18 protein-coding genes are annotated in these 24563 nt (G+C 44.0%); 2 read left to right on the forward strand and 16 right to left on the reverse strand.

Annotation, left to right across the window (positions count from 1 at the left end; translation table 11 throughout):
* Nucleotides 1-57: 57 nt before the first annotated feature.
* From I2I33_RS09420 to I2I33_RS09450, 7 genes are all read right to left on the reverse strand, one after another.
* Entirely contained in the window at nucleotides 58-1221 is a 1164-nt protein-coding gene (locus I2I33_RS09420) for a FecR domain-containing protein (RefSeq protein ID WP_087421691.1), read from the reverse strand.
* A 308-nt stretch (nucleotides 1222-1529) separates the two neighbouring features.
* On the reverse strand, nucleotides 1530-2105 hold the full coding sequence (locus tag I2I33_RS09425; protein ID WP_087421690.1) for a sigma-70 family RNA polymerase sigma factor: 576 nt from the start codon (nucleotides 2103-2105) through the stop codon (nucleotides 1530-1532).
* A gap of 56 nt (nucleotides 2106-2161) precedes the next feature.
* Nucleotides 2162-3232: an A/G-specific adenine glycosylase gene (gene mutY / locus I2I33_RS09430; protein ID WP_087421689.1), complete on the reverse strand. Its 1071-nt coding sequence runs from the start codon at nucleotides 3230-3232 to the stop codon at nucleotides 2162-2164.
* 123 nt (nucleotides 3233-3355) lie between these two features.
* A complete protein-coding gene (locus I2I33_RS09435) occupies nucleotides 3356-3841 on the reverse strand; it encodes a Dps family protein (RefSeq protein WP_229128252.1) in 486 nt (161 codons plus the stop codon).
* Between the two features lie 132 nt (nucleotides 3842-3973).
* Nucleotides 3974-5593: a SusD/RagB family nutrient-binding outer membrane lipoprotein gene (locus tag I2I33_RS09440; protein WP_087421688.1), complete on the reverse strand. Its 1620-nt coding sequence runs from the start codon at nucleotides 5591-5593 to the stop codon at nucleotides 3974-3976.
* Nucleotides 5594-5605: 12 nt separating this feature from the next.
* Entirely contained in the window at nucleotides 5606-8695 is a 3090-nt protein-coding gene (locus I2I33_RS09445) for a SusC/RagA family TonB-linked outer membrane protein (protein ID WP_087421687.1), read from the reverse strand.
* Between the two features lie 168 nt (nucleotides 8696-8863).
* On the reverse strand, nucleotides 8864-10969 hold the full coding sequence (locus I2I33_RS09450; RefSeq protein WP_087421686.1) for a M3 family metallopeptidase: 2106 nt from the start codon (nucleotides 10967-10969) through the stop codon (nucleotides 8864-8866).
* A 166-nt stretch (nucleotides 10970-11135) separates the two neighbouring features.
* Here I2I33_RS09450 and I2I33_RS09455 point away from each other — a divergent pair, with 166 nt between their 5' ends.
* Complete coding sequence (locus I2I33_RS09455) at nucleotides 11136-12335, forward strand: aminopeptidase C (protein ID WP_229128253.1); 1200 nt, start codon at nucleotides 11136-11138, stop codon at nucleotides 12333-12335.
* Nucleotides 12336-12384: 49 nt separating this feature from the next.
* On the opposite strand, the gene I2I33_RS09460 is transcribed toward I2I33_RS09455, so the two are convergent.
* The 5 genes from I2I33_RS09460 to I2I33_RS09480 all read right to left on the reverse strand — a co-directional run bounded on the left by I2I33_RS09460 (nucleotide 12385) and on the right by I2I33_RS09480 (nucleotide 19367).
* Complete coding sequence (locus tag I2I33_RS09460) at nucleotides 12385-14172, reverse strand: hypothetical protein (RefSeq protein WP_087421684.1); 1788 nt, start codon at nucleotides 14170-14172, stop codon at nucleotides 12385-12387.
* Between the two features lie 10 nt (nucleotides 14173-14182).
* Nucleotides 14183-15031, reverse strand: a complete 849-nt coding sequence (locus I2I33_RS09465) for an AAA family ATPase (RefSeq protein ID WP_087421683.1) — start codon at nucleotides 15029-15031, stop codon at nucleotides 14183-14185.
* An 86-nt stretch (nucleotides 15032-15117) separates the two neighbouring features.
* Complete coding sequence (locus I2I33_RS09470; RefSeq protein WP_087421682.1) at nucleotides 15118-15807, reverse strand: hypothetical protein; 690 nt, start codon at nucleotides 15805-15807, stop codon at nucleotides 15118-15120.
* Nucleotides 15808-16070: 263 nt separating this feature from the next.
* Complete coding sequence (gene pepT / locus I2I33_RS09475) at nucleotides 16071-17288, reverse strand: peptidase T (RefSeq protein WP_087421899.1); 1218 nt, start codon at nucleotides 17286-17288, stop codon at nucleotides 16071-16073.
* A 111-nt stretch (nucleotides 17289-17399) separates the two neighbouring features.
* Nucleotides 17400-19367, reverse strand: coding sequence for an OPT family oligopeptide transporter (locus I2I33_RS09480; protein WP_087421681.1), 1968 nt, complete (start codon nucleotides 19365-19367; stop codon nucleotides 17400-17402).
* Nucleotides 19368-19492: 125 nt separating this feature from the next.
* Here I2I33_RS09480 and I2I33_RS09485 point away from each other — a divergent pair, with 125 nt between their 5' ends.
* Nucleotides 19493-19861 (forward strand): DUF1622 domain-containing protein, encoded by a 369-nt coding sequence (locus I2I33_RS09485; protein WP_087421680.1) that lies wholly within the window; start codon nucleotides 19493-19495, stop codon nucleotides 19859-19861.
* On the opposite strand, the gene I2I33_RS09490 is transcribed toward I2I33_RS09485, so the two are convergent.
* The 4 genes from I2I33_RS09490 to I2I33_RS09505 all read right to left on the reverse strand — a co-directional run bounded on the left by I2I33_RS09490 (nucleotide 19858) and on the right by I2I33_RS09505 (nucleotide 24465).
* Entirely contained in the window at nucleotides 19858-20631 is a 774-nt protein-coding gene (locus tag I2I33_RS09490) for a glucose 1-dehydrogenase (protein ID WP_087421898.1), read from the reverse strand. The genes I2I33_RS09485 and I2I33_RS09490 overlap by 4 nt on opposite strands.
* 572 nt (nucleotides 20632-21203) lie before the next feature.
* A complete protein-coding gene (locus I2I33_RS09495) occupies nucleotides 21204-21644 on the reverse strand; it encodes a hypothetical protein (protein ID WP_087421679.1) in 441 nt (146 codons plus the stop codon).
* Nucleotides 21645-21692: 48 nt separating this feature from the next.
* Complete coding sequence (locus tag I2I33_RS09500) at nucleotides 21693-22667, reverse strand: FimB/Mfa2 family fimbrial subunit (protein ID WP_087421897.1); 975 nt, start codon at nucleotides 22665-22667, stop codon at nucleotides 21693-21695.
* A gap of 121 nt (nucleotides 22668-22788) precedes the next feature.
* Nucleotides 22789-24465 carry an Mfa1 family fimbria major subunit gene (locus tag I2I33_RS09505; RefSeq protein ID WP_087421678.1) on the reverse strand — a complete coding sequence of 559 codons (1677 nt, stop codon included), beginning with the start codon at nucleotides 24463-24465 and terminating at the stop codon, nucleotides 22789-22791.
* Between the last annotated feature and the right edge of the window lie 98 nt (nucleotides 24466-24563).

Raw genomic sequence — 24563 nt, forward strand, 5'->3', positions numbered from 1 at the left:
CGGATCGTGGTCCTAACACTTTCCGGTATTTTTATTCCTCAGAAGTAATCCTATTCTCTATTTTTCATTAACAACAATCACATCTTTATTGATTTTAAAGGTAACATCGGTCGTTGCCTCGATTAAAGAAAGTATGTAACCAATCTCGTTATATTTCTTAAACGCCCCCGAAAACTTTAACCGTTTCAAGCTCTCTTTCGTGAAAAAAAACTTCACTTCATACCAACGTCCCAGTTTATCCCCCAACTCTTCCAACGGCATTCCGTCAAAATTAAGTACCCCGTCCTTCCAGTCCACGTAAGTAGCCACGTTTACGGTCTTTACCTCGTATTCACGGTTCTCGTTATTCATCACGAATTGTCGGCTAGGAGTCAATATTTCGTTGATTTTCCCGCTTTTTACATCCACCTTCCCCTTCACCAAGGTGACCTCCGTTCGGGGATCTTGTTTATAGGCCATCACGTTAAATCCTGTGCCTAACACCATCACGTCCAATCGTTCCGTACGCACGATAAAAGGATGCACCTCATCTTTGGAGACGTCAAAATACGCCTCCCCTTCCAACTCCACCATGCGATCTTTCCCGCTAAACATCACCGGGTACTTTAACCGGGATTCGGAATTCATATAAACCACCGTGCGATCGGCCAGCACTAGCCGATACTCTCCCCCCGACGGAACGATCAACTCATTATACACAACATCTCCCTGTAAGGAATTTTCCTGTTTACTATAATCAATATACTCTTTCCCGTTCAGAATTGGGAAACCCTTTTCACGGATCGTATCTCCATTCGTGCATCCCAACTCAACCTCAAATCCAGATGACAACACCAAGCGAGCTTTCGCCTCACCCGGTTTTACCACCGGGGACTGAGCCACAACCGAAGAGGGAATTTCTTCTTCCCACGATCCCACAAGCCATGTAATCCCAATCAGCACAGCCACACTTGCAGCCACACTCCACCCGATTCGTCTGAAATGACGCCTTTGCCTCTGTTCCTTCCTGTGTTCCACTGCTTTCCATGCGGCACTCATCTCCACGTTCTTCCACCGGGCCACATACTTTCCCGTGTACCAGGCCCGCTCTATTTTTTCAAAGAAGACACGGTGTTCAGCATTTTCCCGCAACCACGCCTCGAACTCCTCCCGTTCCTCCACGCTCGCCTCTCCCGCTAGAACTCGATAAATTAAGTCTTCCATATAGTCTGAAATAGCCATACTTATTCTTATTTTTTACAAGTAGGACTAAATAAAAATCAAAACGGGTGAATGGAGGCACATTTTTTTCGAAAAAATAAACTTAAAAAACGGTAACTCCTACCATTCTCTCTAATTTTGAGTGACTGTTACCTGACCGTTGCCTGACTATTGGGCGCTATCGCCGCCTTGTCGCCGCCTTATCGCCCACTTATAGCCGCCATTTTAACAGACATAATACAAATTAAACAGATCTGACATTACCACCTAAGTGATCTATAAACACGTAACAATAAACCAAACATAATACATCAGAGAATAGCAAGGGGTTAATCTCCCAAGCTCTTGGATAGGATAAGTAACAGAATCAATTCTTCATCTCCCTTTAATTCTTCCCGCAATATACGCATTCCATTACGTAACAACGTTTTCACCGTGTTTAGAGACACCTGTAACTCGTTGGCCGCATCCTGATATTTCATATCCCGCATCAGAACGCAATCCACCACTTTCCTCGTTTGCTCCGGCATCCGAGCGATAACAGTCGTCACCCGATCCACAATTTCCTGATTCAGCACCGTGGCCGTGTCTGCGGCCACGTCAATAGCCGTGTAATCCACCCGTCTACGCAACACATCCTTCTTGTGCGTGTAAGTGTAACAACTATTGCGAACAGAAGAAAAAAGATAAGAACTAAGAGCCTTTTCCTCAATATGCTTCAGATAATCATCTTCCCATAAACGCACGAAAAATTCCTGAACGAGATCTTCTGCCATCGTATCATCATCAATCAAACTTCCCGCATACAGCACGAGAGGACGATAATATCGATCAAACAACATCCGAACTCCTTCCTTACGGTTCTTCACGAACACATCCAATATATCTCGATCACTTTTTCGCATTAGTGCAAAAATAAACTTTTTTCAACAGCGATCGACAAACAATGAACTTTTATTTCTTAAAACAACAAACCATCCCGCACTTCAAGATATGACTGAATTAATCGGGAAACGGCATATTCTCCCACCCGATCATCAGGCACTTTCAAATATTTTTCCATACTCTCTGAAAACGAATCGACTCGGATTTCATAAAATACAGGGTATATCACCCGATGAGACAAAACGTGTTTCTTTGCCACGTACTCCCGGGTAATTTCAACCTTTTCGATACCATCAAATAACTCTTGAAAAACAGCCATCCCGGACAATTCCTCCCACGTAACCGCACGTTCCGTTTCGATTAACGGGAACTCGTAGAGATTACGCCAAATATCATTCCCCGTTCGCTTAAATAAAAGGGTCATACCTTGCCCATGTATATACAAATAATTAAAATAACGGGGTTTCACCACGGTCTTCCCACTTTTCACGGGTAATCGCTCCACTTGCCGGGCGGCTAATCCCAGGCACTTCCCATTTAGAGGACAATGCTCACAATCTGGTGATTTGGGTACACATTGCAATGCCCCGAACTCCATCATTGCCTGGTTGAACAAATCCGGACGACGTTCATCCAACAGAGATTGAGCCAATGCCGTAAAATATTTCTTCCCCTCTCCCCCGTCAATGGGTAAATCTATATCAAACAACCGGGCCAATACCCGGAATACATTTCCATCCACGGTTGCATAGGGTAACCGGTAGGCAAAAGAACAAATAGCCGCCGCCGTGTAATCACCAATTCCTTTCAACGAAAGCACTTCCTCACGTGTACGGGGAAAAACACCACTGAAATCATTCATGATCTGCCGGGCTGCCGCATGCAGGTTCCTAGCCCGGCTATAATACCCCAACCCTTGCCAGTACTTCATCACCTCGTCCTCATCCGCCCGGGCAAGAGCCGCCACGTCGGGAAATCGCTCCGTGAATCGGTTAAAGTACTCCAACCCTTGTACCACCCTGGTTTGTTGAAGTATGATTTCCGAAATCCAGATCAGGTAAGGATCGGAAGTCCTTCGCCACGGTAAGTCCCGTTTATTCTCCTCGTACCAACGAATCAATATGTCGCTAATCTCTCTATCTTCCATCTCGTGTAATTATTCGCCACGAAGATACAAAAACATCGGATTAGAATATTATTATACACACAACAAAAGGGATCACCATCACAGCAATCCCTTTCCATTCACTAATAACAAAAAAATCTATCCCTATTCCAAATGGGCCCGGATCATCCAAGTTACTTTTTCTTTCTTCTCAATCATATCTTCCAAGAAATTGGATGTCCCGAAGTCCTTTGATCCTTCTTTCTCCATGGTTTCCAAATCGGTACGAATTTGTCGAATCACCTCGGCATTATCGTCCAGCAAAACTGCCAGCATACCCTTTGCATCGGGAAGCGGTTTTTCATCATCATGTTCTTTGATACGATTATGTTCCAAACATCCCTTCAAAGAACCGATAGGACGTTCGTCCAAATCACGAACACGCTCGGCAATGCTATCTATATCTTCAATCAAGCCGTTATAAAGATCTTCCAAAAAAGTGTGATAAGACCTGAAGCTCGGGCCCTTCATATTCCAGTGGTAATTCCAAGTTTTAGCGAGTAAAACAAAATGGTCAGCCAACAGGTTATTCAAAATGGTTTTGCTGGATTTAATCATTGCAGCATCTAAACCGATATTTCCTTTCATCATAACTATAAATATTTAAAAGTTCGTTTTTATTTCGTTTTCAACACCTATAGAAACGAAAGGAACTCGATAAAGTTTCGATTTTATGGCCTAAAATTTTATATCTTTTTCTCTTGCCGCAATAAAACAAGGTGGCTAAAAATTCCGTCCAACATCCCACCACAAAGGAGTTCCGGCATGATCCGGGCCTCCCAAGGCATCGACCAACATTTCGTATTGTCCTTTATCGCTATCAAGGATAGAAGAGGGATAATTCAGACGACGAATCATCTTTTCCGCGTCAACGCACCCGTTACGACTATTATTATACCGTACAGGGAATAATCTCGGATAACCTGTCCTTCGTTGTTCTGCCCATGCCTCGCAACCTTCCGGGAAAATAGCCAGCCATTTTTGCGTGATAATCCGTTCCAGTTTCATCTCGTCAGAGGCGGCATCATCCCAACGGGGAGTAACCAGACAACGAGCCTTGATATTATTCCCGGGGGTAAAGGCATCCTCGAAATCAGCCGCCCGACAATCACTCTGCAAGTAAGTTTCCACACCGGGTACCTGCCACTGGGAGAATGAACACCGGATGCCTTGTTCGTAACAAATTCCGGGGTCCTCCGTCGTCCATCCCCGCAAAGCGGCTTCCGCCCGCAGGAACCAGACCTCGGCAGCCGTCATCAGAATTGGTTTCGTCCGGACATTCACGTATATTTTCGACAAAGCGGAATAAAGCGTGTGGGCAAACATGGTTCCTTGACGGATTCCCCGGTACTGCCCTTTCAAGGGGATACGAACCGAATCCCGTCCCTCCCGATCCTGCAAAAGAACATCATCGGGACAAGGCTCGAAAAAAGCCTCCCGCCGGGGATCATCAAAACCATTCAGAATAGATTCCATGGATGCGTTCATGTACACCTCGCCCCACACCCGGTTAATCTCGCCCAACGGGTTAGTATATTCATTGTCTGTCGTCACGGCCACCTGTTGCGTGGGTTCTTCAAAAAAAACGTGGGGATCAACGAAAGCGTCCACGAACTCTTGCCGGGCTCTATCCGGATCGGCCATTGCCATCCGGATTGCCAGACGCAAACGCAACGAGTTGGCAAACCGAATCCACGATTCGACCTTACCATCCAACAACAAGTCGAAACGGGAAAATTCAGGTGTGTAGCCAGCTAAATTCACGTAATTTTCCAATATCCCCACCGCCGTTTTCAAATCATCCAGAAAACGATAATAAACATCCTGTTGCGAATCCGGCAGGTAAATCATTTTTTTATTTCCGAAACTCGTGTAAATGACAGGACCATAATAATCAGAGACCCGATGCATCACTTCCACTTTCAATATTTCAGTGACAGCATAGACGGCAGGGTATTTTAACCGGGTAGAATCCTCCAGTCGTTTAATCTGGGGCATGATGTAAGCGTAGGTATTCTCCCACAACGTCCCGTTCCACCCGTCTTGCAGATTATAATCGGAGTTATGACTTCCACCGTTTAGAGGTTTGTAATCGTGCATGTACCCGCTAAACATATCGGCACTCAGATTCTGCATCAACTGATAAGGCCAATTCTTCCCCTTCCCGTAATCATAGTTAAAATAAATCCCTTGCTGAATCACGTTTAACGGTATGCCCAGGTGATTCAGATCGACTTGCATATCCTCATCCGTGATTCCCGTATTATCCGTGTTCAAGTCCCTGAAACGTCCCGTGCAAGAGACGAACATCAACCCCATTATCATGTAGATTAAACCTCTCATTCTTTCTTCCAATTAAAACATGACACGTAAACTGAATCCCATACTTCTCGTGGTGGGCATCCCGTACACTTCTATCGCTTGGTTATCATTCCCCGTGGAAAGAATCAGATCCGGGTCAAAAGGCGCTTTCTTGTATATAAAAAATAAATTTCGGGCAGTAAAAGCCAGCTGAATATCCCGGAAAAACTTCGTTGCCTCCATCCAGCGCTTGGGGAAGGTATAGCCCAAAGCCAACTCCCGCAAACGGAAATTAGTGGCATCATACATATAATATTCCGTCACCCCGGCACGTCCCCCGACGATAGACTTGTAGAACCCTTTCACGTTAGTAATCTTCTCTCCTTCCAGCATCACGTACCCCCTGTCCCGTGCATCCCCGGTAACTTTTGTCACCCCGTACATATCCATGTCGGCCTGTGTCTGCGACAACACTTTACCCCCGTACCGACCATCTACCAGCAAACTCAACACCAATCCCTTCCAAGAGAAAGTGTTCGTCCATCCCAACGTGAAATCCGGATTAGCATTTCCCACTTTCACAGTGTTCCCATCTCCTTCAATCATCGGCAATCCTTGATGTTCCCCATCCGTCTCGTAAAGAATTTTCCCGTCAGCATCCCGCTTGAACGCCTTACCGTATATATCCCCGAAAGACCCTCCTTTCTTCAATTTCATCGCGTAACTGGATGAAAAACCATAAGGCCCGTATTGAAACACGGGTAACTCGGCGTGCAAACGAACCACTTTATTCTTGTTGAAAGCGTAATTTATTCCTGTCTTCCAACTGAAATGTTTAATCTCAACCGGAGTACCCTCGATCATCAGCTCGACACCTGTATTCTGAATATTTCCAGCATTCACGTAACGATAGGCATACTCGTCACCATCTTTTGCCGGTAATTTGAAAAACTGATTCTTGGTATGTGTCTGATAATAGGTAAAGTCAACGTGCAGGCGAGAGTCAAAGAATTTCCATTCCGTTCCCACCTCCATTGACAAGCTCATCTCCGGTTTCATCTCTTCAAAAGGAGCCGCATCCGATGCCTGTATTCCCCCACCGGCCAGAACGTGAGCCACGGGATTCGTGATATACAAGGGAATGTCATTTCCCACCTTACTCCACGTGGCCCGCACCTTACCACTCGTCACCTGTTCGGGTAATTTCAGCACCCGGTTCACCAACCAAGAAAAACCAACGGACGGATAGAAAAAGCCTCTCGATTCCCTGGTCGTGTACGCTAAAGTAGAACTCCAGTCATTCCGGGCTGAAACATCCAGAAATAGATAATCTCGAAACCCTACTTGTGCCGTGACAAACAATGACTGCATCTCCCGGACGGCATCAATCTGCTCTGAAATATAGGCGGATGTATTCATGTTTATATTCGCTATATTAAACACGTTAGCGAACTTCAAAGAGGCGGTCTTCGAATCGTATCGAAGTTCATTGACTTTTTTCCGGTTAATACTGGCCCCTAAAGATACATCCAGCGAAAAGTCATTAAACTTTCCTTTATAAGTTCCAATCACATCCCCGTACGTTTGCACCTGCTCGTTCCCGGAATCTATATAACGCCCGTTATCTCCTGCCAGCGCGGGAGCCGTCGAGGCATAATATTTTTGACGGAATTTATCGTTCACGTAATCCACGTTTCCACGGGCTTGAACTGAAAAACAATTTGTAATTTTCAAGTTCAATGCGAGGGAAACAATAGCCCGTATTCGTTGATCCCGACTCGTGATTCGCTCCTGTATCCAATATGGATTCTGCTCGAAATCCTCTGTCGGGGCATGCCAATTCTGCACGTTCAAATGCCGTTCTTCATTCCATACTTCAAAATGTTCTTTATATTCGGTTATATCCATTCCCCGGGGAAAACGATACAGACCCACTAACGGGTTCATGTAGAATCCACCCGGAACAGGACGATTTTTCACGTGCTGGCTCAATAGATTCACATTCCCGTCTATTTTCAAACGTCCCTCGTAAAATGTCGCCGTTTCCCGCAAGTTAATATTGTGTTTTGACAACTTATGATTCTCCAGAATCCCTTTCCCCGTGGTATTAGCATACGAGAAATAAGTTTGCACTCGCTCATTCCCTGTCATGAAGGACAAAGAGTGAATCGCTGTTACTCCCGTCCGAAAAAAAGAGGGTATCGGGTTACCCGTGGCTATATTCTCTCGCTCTCCCCAACTCTCGATTTCATCGCTCATCCCGTAATGATTCTGCAACTTCGGTAACATCATCGCCTTATCAAAAGCCACGCTGGAAGTGAAAGAAACCTCTTGTTTCCCGGCCGATCCTTTCTTCGTGGTAATCAAAATAACCCCGTTGGCAGCCTGTGTCCCGTAAAGGGCCGCGGCCGGGGCTCCTTTCAAGATACTGATACTCTCTATATCTTCCGGGTTCAAATTAGAAATTCCATCTCCGGCATCCCGATTTCCCGCATCAGCCGTTCCCCCGATAGCCGTGTAAGGTTGTTCACTGCTTTCGTTTAACATCGGTACCCCGTCAATCACGTACAACGGTTGATTATTCCCGGCCACGGATCGACTTCCCCGCATCACGACTTTCACGGAGCCACCCATTCCCGAAGAACTCCGGTTCACTTGCATTCCGGCCACTTTTCCCATCAACGCCACGATCATGTTCGGATCTTTCACCCGGACTAACTCATTCTTGTTCACCTGAACAGCGGCGTAAGACAAGGCCGATTCTTTCTTTTGCAATCCCAATGCCGTCACGATCACGTCATCCAAAAGAATATAATCATGCTCCAACGTGATCACTAAATCGGTTCTCCCGTCAATCGGGATGATCTGGGTTCGATAGCCAACAAAAGAGACGATCAACGTTCCATGCAAATCTACCTCAAGCGAGAATTTCCCTTCCCGATCGGTAGTTACCCCGTTCATCGTTCCTTTTTCAATAATATTGACCCCGGCTATCGTCTCGCCTTGTACATCATACACGACTCCTGTTACAACGACACATTTTTCATTCCGAGTCAATGAATCAATTCCCCGTACCACGGCAAACAGTCTTCCACCCTGTACAGATAATAAACAAAGCAAAAGAACAAATACACGCACACACATCGCAATAAGTTTATAAAGTCCGTAAAGTTCATAATGTCAAAAGTTTTTGGTATCCTTCAGACTATTTATTGGCAACAATGCCATCATGAACAAATCATCCACAAGAATTCACAAACTTTACAGACCTTATAAACTTTATAAACCTTACGAACTTTACGGACTTTCCTGTTATTTCAATCCTCTCTTATGCAACAAAGGATCTTCCGATGGTTCCTGACCACGGAATTTGATATACTGCTGCATAGGGTCAGCATATCCGCCTTCTGACAGGACATATTTTCTAAATTTAGCTGCCAGTTCTTTGTTATAAATATCCCCGGAAGATTTGAAAGCTTGGAAAGCGTCAGCGTCCAACACTTCGGCCCAGAGATACACGTAATATCCGGCACTGTAACCGCCATCAAAAATATGAGAGAAATACGTGGAACGATAGCGAGGTAATATCTCTTTGATCAAACCGTATTTATCCATAGAGGCTTTCTCGAAAGCGTTCACGTCAAAATCTTTCACTTCTGTATTAGAGTACCAATCCATATCCAGTAAAGCCGCAGCCACGTATTCTACCGTCGCAAATCCCTGATTAAAATGTCCGCTCTCCTGAATCTTCTGGATTAACGCATCCGGCATAGTCTCGCCAGTCTGGTAATGTTTTGCATACATTTTCAACACTTCCGGTTCGCTCGCCCAATTCTCCATCACCTGTGAAGGTAACTCTACCATATCGTGAGGAATAGTACCCGCAATCCGCTGGTAATCGCCACGAGTAAAGAATCCGTGCAAGGCGTGTCCGAATTCATGGAACATCGTTTCCGTGTCATCCCAACTCAACAAAACGGGAGCATTCCCCACGGCCGGAGAGAAATTATAAACCACGGAAACTAACGGCATTTCTTCCTGTCCGTTCACTTTCGTGTAATGACGGAATTCGGTCATCCATGCTCCCGCTGCCTTGCTGGCACGAGTGTAATAATCCAAATACAAAATTCCGAGAGAAGTTCCGTCAACATCTTTCACCTCGTAAGTTTCCACTTGCGGGTGATATAACGGAATATCCGTTCTTTTATGCATGGTGATTCCATACAATTTATTGGCAACCGCAAACATTCCATCCCGCACGTTTTCCAATTTCAGATAAGGAGCCATCTCGGATTCGTCCAGATCATATTTCTGTTTCCGCAATTTCTCCGCGTAATACCACCAATCCCAACTTTCCAGTTTAGACTTCATTCCTTCTTTCGTGGCAATAGCTTGCATTTCAGCCAATTCCTGTTTGGCAACTTTCAATGCCGGTTCCCACACACGTCCCATGAAATCATAGATAGCCTTCGGGGTTTTGGCCATGTTCACATCTACCACGTAAGCGGCATAAGTGTCAAATCCCAACAATTTAGCTTTTTCCGTTCTCAAGTTCACCATTTTAGCTAACACGGCCTTGTTATCATTAGCATTGTCATTATTCCCGCGCATGTAATACCCTTTGTACAACTTCTCCCGTAAATCACGATTTTGGGCATACGTCAGGAAAGGAATCATACTTGGTTTTTGAACCGTGAAAACCCATTTACCTTCCATGCCCCGGTCTTTAGCCTCGGCGGCAGCGGCGGCAATAGAAGTTTCCGGAAGTCCGGCCAAGTCTTTCTCGTTATCAACAACCAACGTGAAAGCATTTGTCTCTTTCAATAGGTTATCACCATATTGTAAACTCAATTTAGCCAATTCACCATTAATCTGCATCATCTTAGCCTTATCGGCATCATTCAGATTCGCACCACCACGCACGAAATCATTGTAATACAGTTCCAACGTACGCAAAGCCAGAGCATCCAATCCCAAAGTCTCCCGTTTATCGTACAATGCCTTGATCCGGGCAAACAATTTAGGATTCATGTTAATCTCATCCCCGTGAGCCGTTACGGCAGGACTGATTTCCATGGCTAATTGTTGCATTTCATCATTCTTCATCGCCTCGTACAAGTTGAAGAATATCGCAGAGGTCTGATTCAGCAACTCCCCGGCTTTATCAAGAGCCACGATCGTGTTCTCGAAAGTCGGTTCTTCCGGGTTATTCACGATAGCCTCAATTTCTGCCTTGTGTTGTTTCATACCTTCCTCGAAAGCCGGCTTGTAATCCGCCGGTTTTATCTTATCAAAAGGCGGAGCTTGAAACGGGGTTTCAAACTTCTGCATTAACGGGTTGTTTACCTGCTTAGCTCCATCCTTACAAGACGTTACTAATGCGGTAACACTCAAAAGTAATATAACGCTCTTTTTCATGAATAAAGTAATTTATATTTAAGTATATTTCTCCCCACAAAAACAAGGTAAAGATATAGATTATCCGCTACAAAGCATTCGTTTTGCCGGTAAAAGATTATTTTTAGTGTATGCAAAATTTTAATTAACTTCGCCACCAAAGTAAAAATACCAAAATTAATCAGATATGATAAAACATTCGTTCTTATGCATGGTCATCCTGCTTGTTTCTATCAGCACGGCCGTGTTTGCACAAAAAAGCGGACCTCGTTCCGGCTACAACTTTACAACCGTCGTTGACTTGAAAACGACTCCGGTAAAGAATCAACAAAGCGTGGGAACATGCTGGGACTACGCAACTCTCTCATTCTTAGAATCCGAATTACTGCGCAAAGGCAAACCTGTCTATGATCTCGCAGAACTTTACGTGGCTAAAAACGCCTACTTCGAGAAAGGATTACGTTACGTTCAATTCCACGGGAAGACAAACTTCAGCGAGGGAGGACAAGCTCATGACGTAATAGATATGATCAAAAAGTACGGAATTGTTCCGGAAGAAGTATATACCGGATTGCAATACGGACGAGACTTTCACATTCATGCAGAAATGGTGGCTGCTTTGCAAGGAATCCTTGACGCCGTGAACAAAAATCCGAACCGACAGATTACTCCCGTGTGGACAAAAGGTTTCATGAGATATATCGAGGCTTACCTGGGTGACACCCCGGAAACATTCACTTACGAGGGCAAGGAGTATACCCCGCAAAGTTTCGCGGCATCCCTAGATCTAAACTTAAATGATTACGTGGAATTGACTTCTTTCCAGATGTACCCTTTCTACGAAGAGGTGGAACTCACAATTCCCGATAACTGGATGCACGCCCGTTACTACAATCTACCGATTGACGAGTTAATGGAAGTGATGAACAACGCCTTGAAAAACGGTTACTCCGTATGCTGGGATGGAGACGTAAGCCACAACGGTTTCAGCCACCCGAACGGGTTGGCCATTCTCCCGACCAATAACCCAGAGGAAATGATCAATGCCGAGATTGACAAGTGGACCACACTTAGTGCAAAAGATCGGGAACGTAAAATGCAGTCTTTCGAATCTCCCGTACCGGAAATGAGAGTAGATGACAACAAACGTCAATTCACTTTTAACAACCGCCAGACAACAGATGATCACTTGATGCACATCACCGGAATGCTAAAGGATCAGAACGGAACGATCTACTATAAGACCAAAAATTCTTGGGGAGAAGATCGTAACCCGTTCGGTGGTTATCTTTATATGTCCGAACCATTCTGTCGCTTGCAAACCGTGGCAATCATGGTTCACAAAGATGCTATTCCGAAAGCAATACGTAAGAAATTAGGATTATAATAAGAAATGAAAAAACAGCATCGGTTTTGATGCTGTTTTTTTATTATCGTTAAAATGAATTATCATCCGCTATCGACATGAATTTCTTACGAATCCATTGAGAAATCTTCGTTGTGATCTCCGGACCGGAATAAGGAATAAACTCTTCATACATATCCGCCTGTTCGAAATTATCAATCCCCACGGACAGAACCTCGATTCCTCTCTTCTTTCCTTCCCGCACAACCTCCCATACGTGTTCACGGGCATCCTCCCCGTCATACCCCGTGGCTGAGGGAGCCCCGTCGGAAATCATGAAGAACAATTTATTCTTAGCGTCCGACTTGAACTTATCAAAACAATACAGCATGGCATACCCGTCAGCATTGGCATTTAACGCTTGTTGAGAAAACAGTTTTCCCAGTTGCAGTTTTTCGCCCCGATCGTGGAAACGAATAATCTCGATGCCCTCATCTCCACAGCGATGCCCGTATATCGAGTAATACACCACGTTCGGATACTTGTTGAAAGCCAAGGCTAACGCAGAAGAGATCACAATTTGCGTGGAAATCTTGTCTCCCGTACACATCGAACCAGACAAATCCAAAAGGATGACCACTTCCAAAATAGCCGAAGGAGCCATTACTTCCTCAAAAAATATATTCCGGTTATATCGGGATTGATACAATTCATCCTCATCCAATTCCCCTGAATCCTGCTCGTAGATCACCCGGGCTCGATCCATTTTCCCGGAGAACATGGCCAGACTCAACTGTATTTTGGCCGCCAGTTCCTTTGCCCGGTTCAATAAATCATCCGAAATTTCGGCCACATCAGCCTCGAACTCCTCGATACGGTCACAAATTCCCAATGTTCCCTTCCATTCCAGCTTTGACCGTTCCGGGCTCACGTATAACTGGGTCGAAAAAACAGGCTCTTGATTCAACGTTTTCCGCAAATCACGAATAACGGATTCAGCCATTTTAATCTGCTTATCCGTCTTGAAATCCTCGATCCCCTTCATCGCCTTCTTCATCTCCTGCAAAAAGAAATGATCCGGACATATCTCCTTTTCTTGAAACAATTCGGTCAACATTCCCGCGTACCAAACAACCTCCTTGTAAGTCAATTCCCCGTAATCTTTGATCGATTTCAAGATCGCATTCACTTGCCGTACTTTCCCGTCATTACCGGGAAAAGACAATACTTCCCGCATATAATTGCTCTCGTCCAGAAGATTCGGGTACAATATTTTAGAACAGATATAATCATACAAAGCCTCGGAACCATCCATTCCCCGATGTACACCATCTTCACTCTGTCCGCCATAAAATCCCATATAATGTTCCACGGCATTCAATCCCATCGCCAACCCCAACTTACGAGCCGCATACAAATAATAATGATAACCGGGAAAATCCTTTACGAGTTTCGACTCCACTCGCCGATCCTCAATAAAATGAATCATATCATAATGCATTGGTGTGTAGCGCAATTCATCGTCACTCAACTCTGCAATATCTTTTCCCGTGTAAATCAGATGTGCCAACTCGTGAACAAAATACCCGAAAAAGACAAATACTCTTGTCTCGTCCGACACGCCCAATCGCAACAATTTTAAATTCAGGGCAATATGCTTGGGATTCATCGACAAACTAGGAACCCGGTTGGAAAGTACCATTTTTGGAATCTCCCCCGTGACATGAAAAGCGATCCTCGCACATACCGGAACCAATTTCAATAAATCCGTGGTTCCCAAATCCCGATCCAGTAAATTCCGAGCCGTGGGAAAATTTCCCCACCAATCCCGGTCGATAAACTGCTCGTCATATATCTCTTCTATCCGTCGATAATCCATGACCGCACGTTCAAAGGGTCTGTATTAAGGAACGAGCCACCGTCTCTTCCCCTGTTATCACGTAGTTTGTGAGAATCACCCGCTCGATCACCTCATCCAGCCTGTACCCTAACGGGATATAAGCCGCCGCATCCAGCACCTGACGAGTCGAAAGTGAAACGGATAGCGTTTCTTTCTGTTCGGCCAAACGTAACACCTCGGCGACCTTGGCCAATTGAGTAGCCGCATCACGAGACACCTTCGGGAACCGAGCCTGAATCAATGCAGCCTCTTCTGTCGTGGTCAAGTAATTTAACCGAACTTTGATAAACCGATCTTCAAAGGCTGTATCCAAACGTTGCGTGGAAACATAGGCAAATCCCACGTTACCTGCTGCCACGAAAAGCACATTTTCGCCTTTATTATAGCGTTTCCCGGAATCCTCATCATAGATATACGATTGTTGACGATCCAAAATAGTCATCAGGAAATTTGCCGCCACCATCGGGGTACGTGTCAACTCATCTAAGAATATTAACGTTGGTTTAGTCGATACAAAAGCCTTGAAAAATTCCGAACGCACCGCTTTCGTTTTCCCGTCATCCCCGATAATTAATCCTCCCACGAACATCTTTTTCGGCTTAAAAGCCTGCCCCATATCGAAAGCAAAATACTCCATCCCCATGGCATCCGCCAATTCTTTGGCAATGGAAGACTTCCCACATCCTTTCGGACCGAGTAAAAAAGGATACCGCTTTAAATAGAGCGTGTGACATAAAAATTCCCACGTCTGAACGGGAATACACAAACTATCCGAATGTTTCGGCGGGGTAAAAGGGAAAAGAGTTGCCTGTTCGGCCACGGACATATTATTTTTCATGTTTTAAACCTTACTTTATTAAGGTGTAAAATTAATATTTTCTTGACGTCAAACCTTGATAAAAATCAAGCAAACGATATTTACTTTCAATCAAATCGTTGATAAGTGTAGTAATATTCAGTATATACAACACCATCAACCCCATACGAATTATACGACAAAAGATTCCCCGCCTCATCGTATTTATGATCTTTAAGCACGTGCACGGGTTTTCCATCTTGATATCCCTCCTCCAATATCAAGTAACCCCCGGAATCATAAGAATACTTCCACGTAGTAGTAAGCGTTCCAAAACTCAAATACGATGTCACCGTGCTTTTTTCTATTTTCCCAGCCCTATTATAAGTAGCCTCATATTTCATTTTAAGTTGCCCGTCTTTATCAACATCATGAACCAAAAGCAAATTCCCGGAATTGTCATACTTGTAATTCGTGTGTACCCCAAGCACCTCGTCATTGAGGTAAGAAAGCTGCTGAATTTCACGATCCTGTTCATCATACGTGTATTGTGTCAGGTAATGATCTGTCTCCGCCCCGTACCCGCTCTCTGCTGTCGGAAGAAAAACTTTGTCCTCCACCAATATCTTTCCTGACGCGGAATAAGTATAATCCATCGTTAACCCTTTCCTCCCATCCGGGGCAAAAGCTTCCCAATGCAAAACTCGTCCCTGTTCATCATGCTTGTAATTTTTCCTTTCCTCCACGTTTTCACCATCAACGTACAAGATAAAACTATCTTCATACCCGAAATCGTTGTAAGTATAGACCTCCTTCATCTCTTTACCCTTTTGGTACTCAGTTGGCAACATTTTTACAGTCCTAGTCAATACTAAAAACCTTGGTTGAGAAGGCTTGTTATCACTTTTCTCGCATGAACAAATTATACATGCGAAGATGAATAAGGTTATAAATTTCTGCATATCTTTTTGTATTTCTACAAATATATACATTTAAATCCTAAAATATCTATTATTCCCCATAAAAAAAACACCCCAAACTTAACAAGATTGGAGTGTTTGTATTTTTTATCGAGTTAATTCTATTCTGCCCAAAGTTGAATCAAGTTCAAAATCGTCTGCTGCGCACGTCTCATCGTGTCCAGAGAACAGTACTCGAACTTACCGTGGAAGTTCATTCCCCCGGTGAATAAATTCGGACAAGGCAATCCCATGTATGAAAGACGGGCACCATCAGTACCTCCGCGGATCGGACGGACAATCGGGGTTACCCCGGCTTGTTCCATAGCCTTAAACGCCTTATCGATCACTTCCGGATGTGGCTCAACCATCTCACGCATATTATAATATTGATCCTTCAAGGTCAACGTCAACACGCCTTCGCCATACTTCTGGGTCAACAATTCGACCACTTTCGTCATGAACTGTTTTTTAGCCTCAAACTTCTCCCGGATATGATCACGAATGATATAGCTGATTTCCGCATTCTCCACGGAACCGCTCAATCCTACCAAATGATAGAAACCCTCGTATCCATCAGTATGCTCCGGACGCTCCCAGGCAGGCAACAGGCTATTCACCTCGGCAGCTACCTGCAAAGCATTAATCATCTTATCTTTAGCATAACCCGGATGCACGTTACGTCCTTGAATAGCAACTTTGGCACTGGCGGCATTAAAGTTTTCATATTCCAATTCGCCCTCGAACCCACCATCAATGGTGTAAGCGAATTTAGCACCGAATTTCTCCACGTTGAAATAATCCACTCCCCGGCCCACTTCCTCATCCGGAGTGAAACCGATACGGATCTTCCCATGTTTGATTTCGGGATGTGCCATTAGATACTCGGCAGCCGTCATGATCTCGGCAACACCTGCTTTATCGTCAGCACCCAACAAAGTTGTCCCGTCGGTTGTAATCAATGTATGTCCTTTAAACGCGGACAATTCCGGGAAATCCTTCACCGTCATCATCAGATTTTCGTTCAAACGAATATCCTTTCCATCATAATTCTCGATAATCTGCGGTTTGATATTCGCCCCGCTCATATCCGGACTCGTATCCACGTGAGAGATAAAACCAATCACCGGACGATCCTCATAACCCGGAGTAGCGGGAATTGTCCCCATAGCATAACTATGCTCGTCCATCTCCACCTCGGTTAACCCAAGAGATTTCATTTCCTCTACCAAGTATTTCAGCAACACTTTCTGCTTTTCGGTAGAAGGGAAAGTCTCGCTCATTTCGTCACTCTGCGTGTCGAAACTCACGTATTTCAAAAAACGATCTTTTAAATCCACCATTTTTATTTTAGATTTTAAATTTTAGATTAAAACGGCTTAATCATTATTTTAGATTGCAAATTTCCAATTGCATTGTCCAATTTAAAATTTACAATCTAAAATTTAAAATTAATCTGTCAGTTTAGCTTTCATAGAATCGTAGATGAAGTAAAGGATGATCAAAATATACATCACGACAGCCAATACTTCAGCACCACTCCAAGTGATAAACCAGTCAGCACCGCAATATTTCAGAATAGCACTGATCACACCCATTAAAGCCCCACCGGCAATAAATCCGGAAGCAATTAATGTTCCGCGTTCACGGCGAGCTTTATTCACATTCTCGTCTTTACTACGAGTACCCACGTACCAGCTAACCAAACCACCAATCAACAGCGGGGTATTCAAATCCAACGGGATAAACATTCCTAGAGCAAAAGCCAATGCGGGAACACCGATCATCGTCAAGATCAATGCCAAAGCCGCTCCGGCAAAGTACAGCAACCAAGGAGTTGCTCCACCTTCCATTAAAGGCTTGATCACGGCAGCCATCGCGTTTGCCTGCGGGGCAACCAACGCATTCTCTCCCACGAAACCATAAGTCTGGTTCAACACCATCATTACCCCGGCAATCGTGGCGGCAGAAACAGCCGTACCCAAGAACTTCCAGCCTTCCTGTCTGGCAGGAGTTGTCCCCAACCAGTAACCGATCTTCAAGTCGGTAATGAAACCTCCGGCCATAGACAGTGCGGTACAAACCACCCCACCGATGATCATGGCAGCCATCATTCCGCTCGTTCCGCTCAACCCGGCACTAACCAATACCAGCGAACTCAAAATCAACGTCATCAACGTCATTCCGGATACCGGATTCGAACCCACGATAGCGATAGCGTTTGCTGCCACCGTCGTGAACAAGAAAGAGATAATGAATACAATCAAGGTAGCGATGATCGTGTGAGTTAAATTACCCAACACGCCAAATTGGAAAAACACGAAAGTAGCGATCAGCACGGAGATAATCCCGGACAGGATGAACTTCATGGAAATATCACGCTGTGTACGCTCCACCACACCATCTCCTTTTTTCTTACCACCCAATTCACTAACGGCCAAGCCTAAAGCCTGCTTGATAATACTGGAAGAACGGATAATACCGATAACACCGGCCATGGCGATACCACCGATACCGATATGACGGGCATAATTCGAGAAGATCTGCTCCGGGGTCATATCCCGCAACAACACTGTAATTCCCTCCCCAACAGCTAATGTCTGTCCATCAGCGAAATGGCTGATAAAAGGAATCAATACGAACCACACGGTGAAAGAACCGGCACAAATAATCGCCGCGTATTTCAACCCGATAATATATCCTAAACCGAGTACTGCCGCACCCGTGTTCACTTTAAACACCACTTTCATCTTGTCGGCAAGCACTTCTCCCCATCCCATAATACGGGTAGAGATTCCTTCTGCCCACCAACCGAAGGTGCTCACGCAGAAATCATAAAGACCTCCGATCAGACCACTCACTGCCAATAATTTAGCCTGGTTACCTTTCTTTTCACCGGAAACCAGAACTTCCGTGGTTGCTGTTGCCTCCGGGAAAGGATATTTCCCGTGCATATCTTTCACGAAATATTTCCGGAAAGGAATCAATAACAAGATACCCAAAAAACCCCCGAACAGAGAAGAAAGGAATATCTGGTAAAATTGAGCCTCCAGTCCTAAAATGTAAAGAGCCGGTAGCGTAAAGATTGCCCCGGCCACGATCACACCGGAACTAGCTCCGATAGACTGGATAATCACGTTTTGTCCCAACATATTTTTCTTCCCCAACATATTGCCCACACCAACAGCAATAATAGCGATAGGAATCGCGGCCTCGAATACCTGTCCTACTTTCAGTCCAAGGTAAGCTGCTGCCGCGGAAAAAATGACCGCCATGATAATACCGAATGTCACGGAATAAGGCGTAACCTCCTTGGGTTTCGTGTTCGCCGGCATCATCGGCTTGTACTCCTCGCCCGGGGCGAGTTCCCGGTACGCATTATCCGGGAGTGAATTCATTTGTTTGTTCTCTTGCTCCATTGTTTCTTTATAGTAAGTGATTTATTTTTACAACACCTCAAAGATAACGATTTTAGCGAAAAAACGGGAATCGTAACAACCTTTATACAAAAAATCCGTAATTACGACATTATAAATACCATATTATGAAAATCATGCACTATCTTGAAATATTATCCACGGGAATCAGCGTCATCAGCCTGATCATCGTTATCTATGGGGCGATAATTGCTTTTTGCGCGTTCATCCGTAATGAATCCCGACGTTTTACCGGGAAATACTCGTTCACGGCAACTCGTGAACTTCGTGCCGATCTAGGAACTTATTTACTATTAGGCCTTGAGTTTTTGATTGCCTCCGATATTCTAAAAACAGTTCTGGAACCCAGCTTGAATGAATTGGCTATACTTGGGGGAGTTGTAATTTTACGGACAATCCTGTCCATTTTTCTCAACAAAGAAATCAAAGAATTACAAGTACAAAAAGAAGGAACGGGTGGTCCCGAGAAGGATTAATCCAACGTTTGGACACCGCCCCCGTTCACGAATAACACCTGCCCCGTGATCCAACTGGAAATCGGTGCTGCAAAAAAGAGGACCGCCCCGGCAATATCTTCTATTTTACCCAATCGCTTGATTGGCGTGTGTTCCAACATCTTTTTCTCGATCTCCGGAGTCAGCACGGATGCGAGTGCTTGCGTTTCCACGGCTCCCGGCCCCACGGCATTAATCCGTACATCGGGTCCGAAATCCATTGCCAAGTTGGCTGTCATGTGATTCAAAGCCGCTTTTGACGAGGCATAGGCACTCATGTTCGGACTCCGGTTGATACTTCCCATGGAAGTAATGTTCACGATCGAACCGTAACCAGCTTGTTTCATATAAGGTACGGCCAACTGGCACAATCTCCAAGCACTGAATACATTTACCTTAAAAATATGTTCGAAATATTCCACCGTCACCCGAAAAGGATTTTCACGTCCTCCCCCACCAACTCCCACGTTATTCACCAAAATGTTCAATTTACCGAACTCCACGATGGTCCGTTCCACGAGATTCATCAAATCCACATCTTTCGTCACGTCACATTTCAGAGCCAGAGCCCGGCGCCCCATTCCACGTATATCTTCAGCCACCTCTTCGGCTGCCGCCAGATTCACGTCACCAATCACCACATCAGCTCCCGCCTCTGCCAAAATACGGGCACTCCCGCAACCGATACCATTACCGCCTCCCGTCACGAGAGCTACCATTCCCGTCAAGTTCAACATTTTATTCAAATCCATCATCTTTCTTGTTTAATTTTCACACATTACGCTTTTCCCCCTTTCAAGGTTACTTCGAAACGAGAAAATTCCAAAAACAAGCGACGGGAAACGCTATCTATTTCACGTATTTTCAATCTTTCTGATATAGGTTTACTCTAGTTTACAATAAACTTTTTCAGGGTAATAAACCGTGTTTACCCGTTGCATATTCGATGTACTTAGGGATTAAAGACGTATTAACTTCGCTACAAAGACGTATCAAAGACGTTCGTGAACGTCTTTGATACGAACTTGATAGGCTTCTACTCTATGATTACCTGGCAATTACCTTAAGTACTCTTTCTTTCTTCACTTGATAACGGGTAGTTCTATACGCATTCTTGCATTTAGGAATTCACATTTCACTACAAAATTGTATACAAGTACCTTAAGTTACACTTCTATGTATTTTTCTCTTTGCCAGAAAAGAATACCTATCCAAATGACCAGTATTTCAAACTAACTTTCGAATAATAACCATTCACGGAAATCTTGAAAAAGATTTCCGTGAATACTCTATTTTATATGACCGTTCAGAATCTCTCTGGTAATTACTTCCACCCGGCCAACAATAATATTTCTAATTGATTCCCTAATTCATCATTACGCCCGGCTCCCCAAACCATTTCCACTTCATTTCCTACCTTTTCCTCAAAATAATTCATTACCCGGACCAATTCATCCATCATCAAATCCTCCGCACCATATTCAATGTACATCAAATACCTAGCATGATCCGCTTCTTCGACAACCGATCCCAATTTTGTCAGCACAGCTCCGATTGCATCTATGGCTCGACTTTCACCGACTCCGGTCCCGATCTTCAACCGAAACTTATTATTACCATCCATAAGATGCTCCACATCCCCTCGATCCAGACCTACCAAATTCTCTCCATGCACGAGAGGAACAAGGTCTTTTATAAATACATTTCTTAATTCTTCAACTGTAAGTGACGAATTATTAAACAATTCTTCCAATCTTTTTTCCATGCAATATTATTGATTACCATTTTCTCAAAAATAATCAATTTTTGGAAATTACAAAACCTCTCCCTCATCTTGAATGTGCCACGTCCAATCATTAATGATCACTTGCACGGCATGCCATAGACCTTCCCCGTTCTCCCCGGCAAAATAGAAAACAACATCCCATTCATCCTGACGATCAAAATACTCTTGGGTACTCCAATTACGCCCGGCCATCATGGTCTTGCTAAAATAATCGGTAAGACTTATATTAAACACCGGTTTATTCGTGGCTTTTTCCGTCACGACAAAACGAGTCGGCCGATCATCCATCAAACGCATCGTGTTCAATTCCACACCGATGGCTGCAGGACTGATCTGTTTGCTATAATAGGGACGAAAACTCAACTCATCATCATCTTTCAATTGATTCTGATGATCAAGATACCCGTTCGATTCGAGAATCTCGTAATCATAATCATCCACGGCAAACCCACCCCCACTATTCTCCGGTTGCTGAAAAATAAATCTCACCGTGTTCGTGTTCTTAATCAAGTTTATCGTCTCGACAAGATTCACGTTCCCGGTAAAATGAATATCATTGATTTCACCATACCAGAGAGGTTCCAACGCTTTATCAATAATAAGCGAAGAAGTTCTCTTCAATTTCAATTCCAAATCCGTGATTGACTCACCCGAGGCTAATTGCGGGACATCATACGAATCATGTACCCCCGCCCAAGCCATAAGCTTGTACTCTCCCAAAGGTAACGCCACGGACATCTGGTAATTACCGGTAGCTAACGCATCCCCCTCTTCGGTTTGTTGGAAAAGGAATTTGCCATCCTTGTCGAAAACATAGAGTTCCACTTTATCCACCTGTTTATGAAAAGCGCAGACGGATAGCATGTTATAGTCATATTTAAACTTGACAAACAAACGACACTCCGGCAAATTTTCATTAAAGGCATCACAGGATATGAAAATCCCTGTACCAATCATCAGAAGTCCAATGATCAGTAAATTTACATGACTTTTGAAATTCATTTCTTTCTTTTTTGGCATTCCATTTTACCAATGGCAAACAACATCCTCTCAATTTCAAGAGGTATTAAGTTTGTGAGGGACAAGAATTGTCCCTCACAATTTAGTAGCATTATCGAACAAATTACAGTTCTTCAGTTTGAGTATACCAAGTCCACGGGTTAACATTGATTCTGATGGACAAATAATTATCCTCATCTTCATCTTTGGTACCCGGATCTGGTTCCGGAATATTCGGATAACCGGGATTATTTACCCTGGAAATATTCACGTCGTAAACAGAATTACGAACCACTCCAAATTCTCCCAGTTCGTTATACACGTCCCCGGAATCATCATGCTTGATCATGATCGGGTAGTAATTCACTCCGCCCACGTAGTATGAAACAGTACCGTGACGATCGGCGCCATGAGTTGTTACTGCATTTTTCTTTACATTAAAAGCATCAACAATATCCCCAGCTTGTTCCTCCGGACTTCTGGCATTATTTCTATCAATAGGAACTTTCACTTCATTAATTGCCTCCAAATAATTATTTAAAGCGTTTGTAAGTGCCGTATTGTGAATGATCGTGGGATCATTATCTTCACTTTGAAATTTGAACGTCAATTCCGCTTTAATATAATCCATCAGCAAATTCCACGTGTAATAGCCACCATTCACCATAAGCCAGTCTTTTCCCGGATCCAACGCACCCGCATTCACGAAATCTGCAGGATTATCATAAACGTTTTTATCAGGAGTTTGTAATCCTTTCGGAGAGAAAATAACTTTGAATAACACTTGGGTTGTATAAGCCCATACATTATGATCTTCAGTTTGAGTATTCTCTAGACAATATTCTGCATTATCCGAAGAAGCATCTGTCGGGTGCCACGCTCCTGCGGGAACATCCGTTGCATCCAGATAGTAGTTATAATCTTTCAAATAGTCTGTGAAAGCCGGAGGCAAAACTGTTGGCTGATTATCATAGTTCGGATCTATTCTATACGAACCTAATTTATACTGATCGAAAGGAGTAATACACCCTCTCGGTTGAGTTTCATACCAAGTTTTTTCACGTTTCGACACAGGGAAATACTTCTTGTTCGTTGCGTTCAATACCCAACCAGGTTCAGAAATATTAGCCTTCGTGTTATTAGAGGAAATACCAGTATTGTCTGTATATACCCTTACTTTTGCAACAGCACGATCAACATTGATGGAAAGAGCCTGACTTTCAGCTTTAGATGCTGAATTATAAAGGACCAAATTCGCATCCGTCCCATCCGTATTCGATGCTGACGGTTCCAAACCACCTTTGGCATTGCTCATCATAAAATATTCATCACCAGAAAGAGAGGCAACAGCAAGAATAGCTTGATTGAAAACGGTATATGTGGTTGTCCCCACAGATGTTACGGGCAAGTCCGGACTCGGATTCGCGATAATCAAAATCCGTTTGGATGAAGCAGGCACTTTAAAAGCTTTTCCTTGATCACCTTCCGGTTGATTCGGATTACCAGCTTCTTGATCTGTTCCAACTGTAAATGTTTTATCCGCTGTTACTTTTTCACTTCCATCAAAGAATATAGCCCGGATTTTTTTCACGTTTGATTCTTTGGTTGTTCCTATTATTTTATCAGGATCGTGTAAAGCCCGAGAAAATGAGGTCGTCGGGGGGCCCACGTTTAACGCAATCCAAGCCTCTCCAGTAGGATCAGTTACGATCCCATCATCATCTTGATCAATATGATCATTGGTACATGCCGCGGACAACAACACTAAAAGTGCCGCGACTAAAAAATACATCTTCTTCATAGTTACAAAGTTTAATTGAAAATTGGTTTACTTATTAAAAATCGGTTCGTTTGTTTTTATATTATTAATATTGGTTGTTTTCTCAATTCAATGATTGA

Origin of the sequence: Butyricimonas sp. BSD2780061689_150309_C8 (assembly GCF_015560935.1) — a bacterium.
Taxonomy (GTDB): Bacteria; Bacteroidota; Bacteroidia; order Bacteroidales; family Marinifilaceae; genus Butyricimonas; species Butyricimonas paravirosa.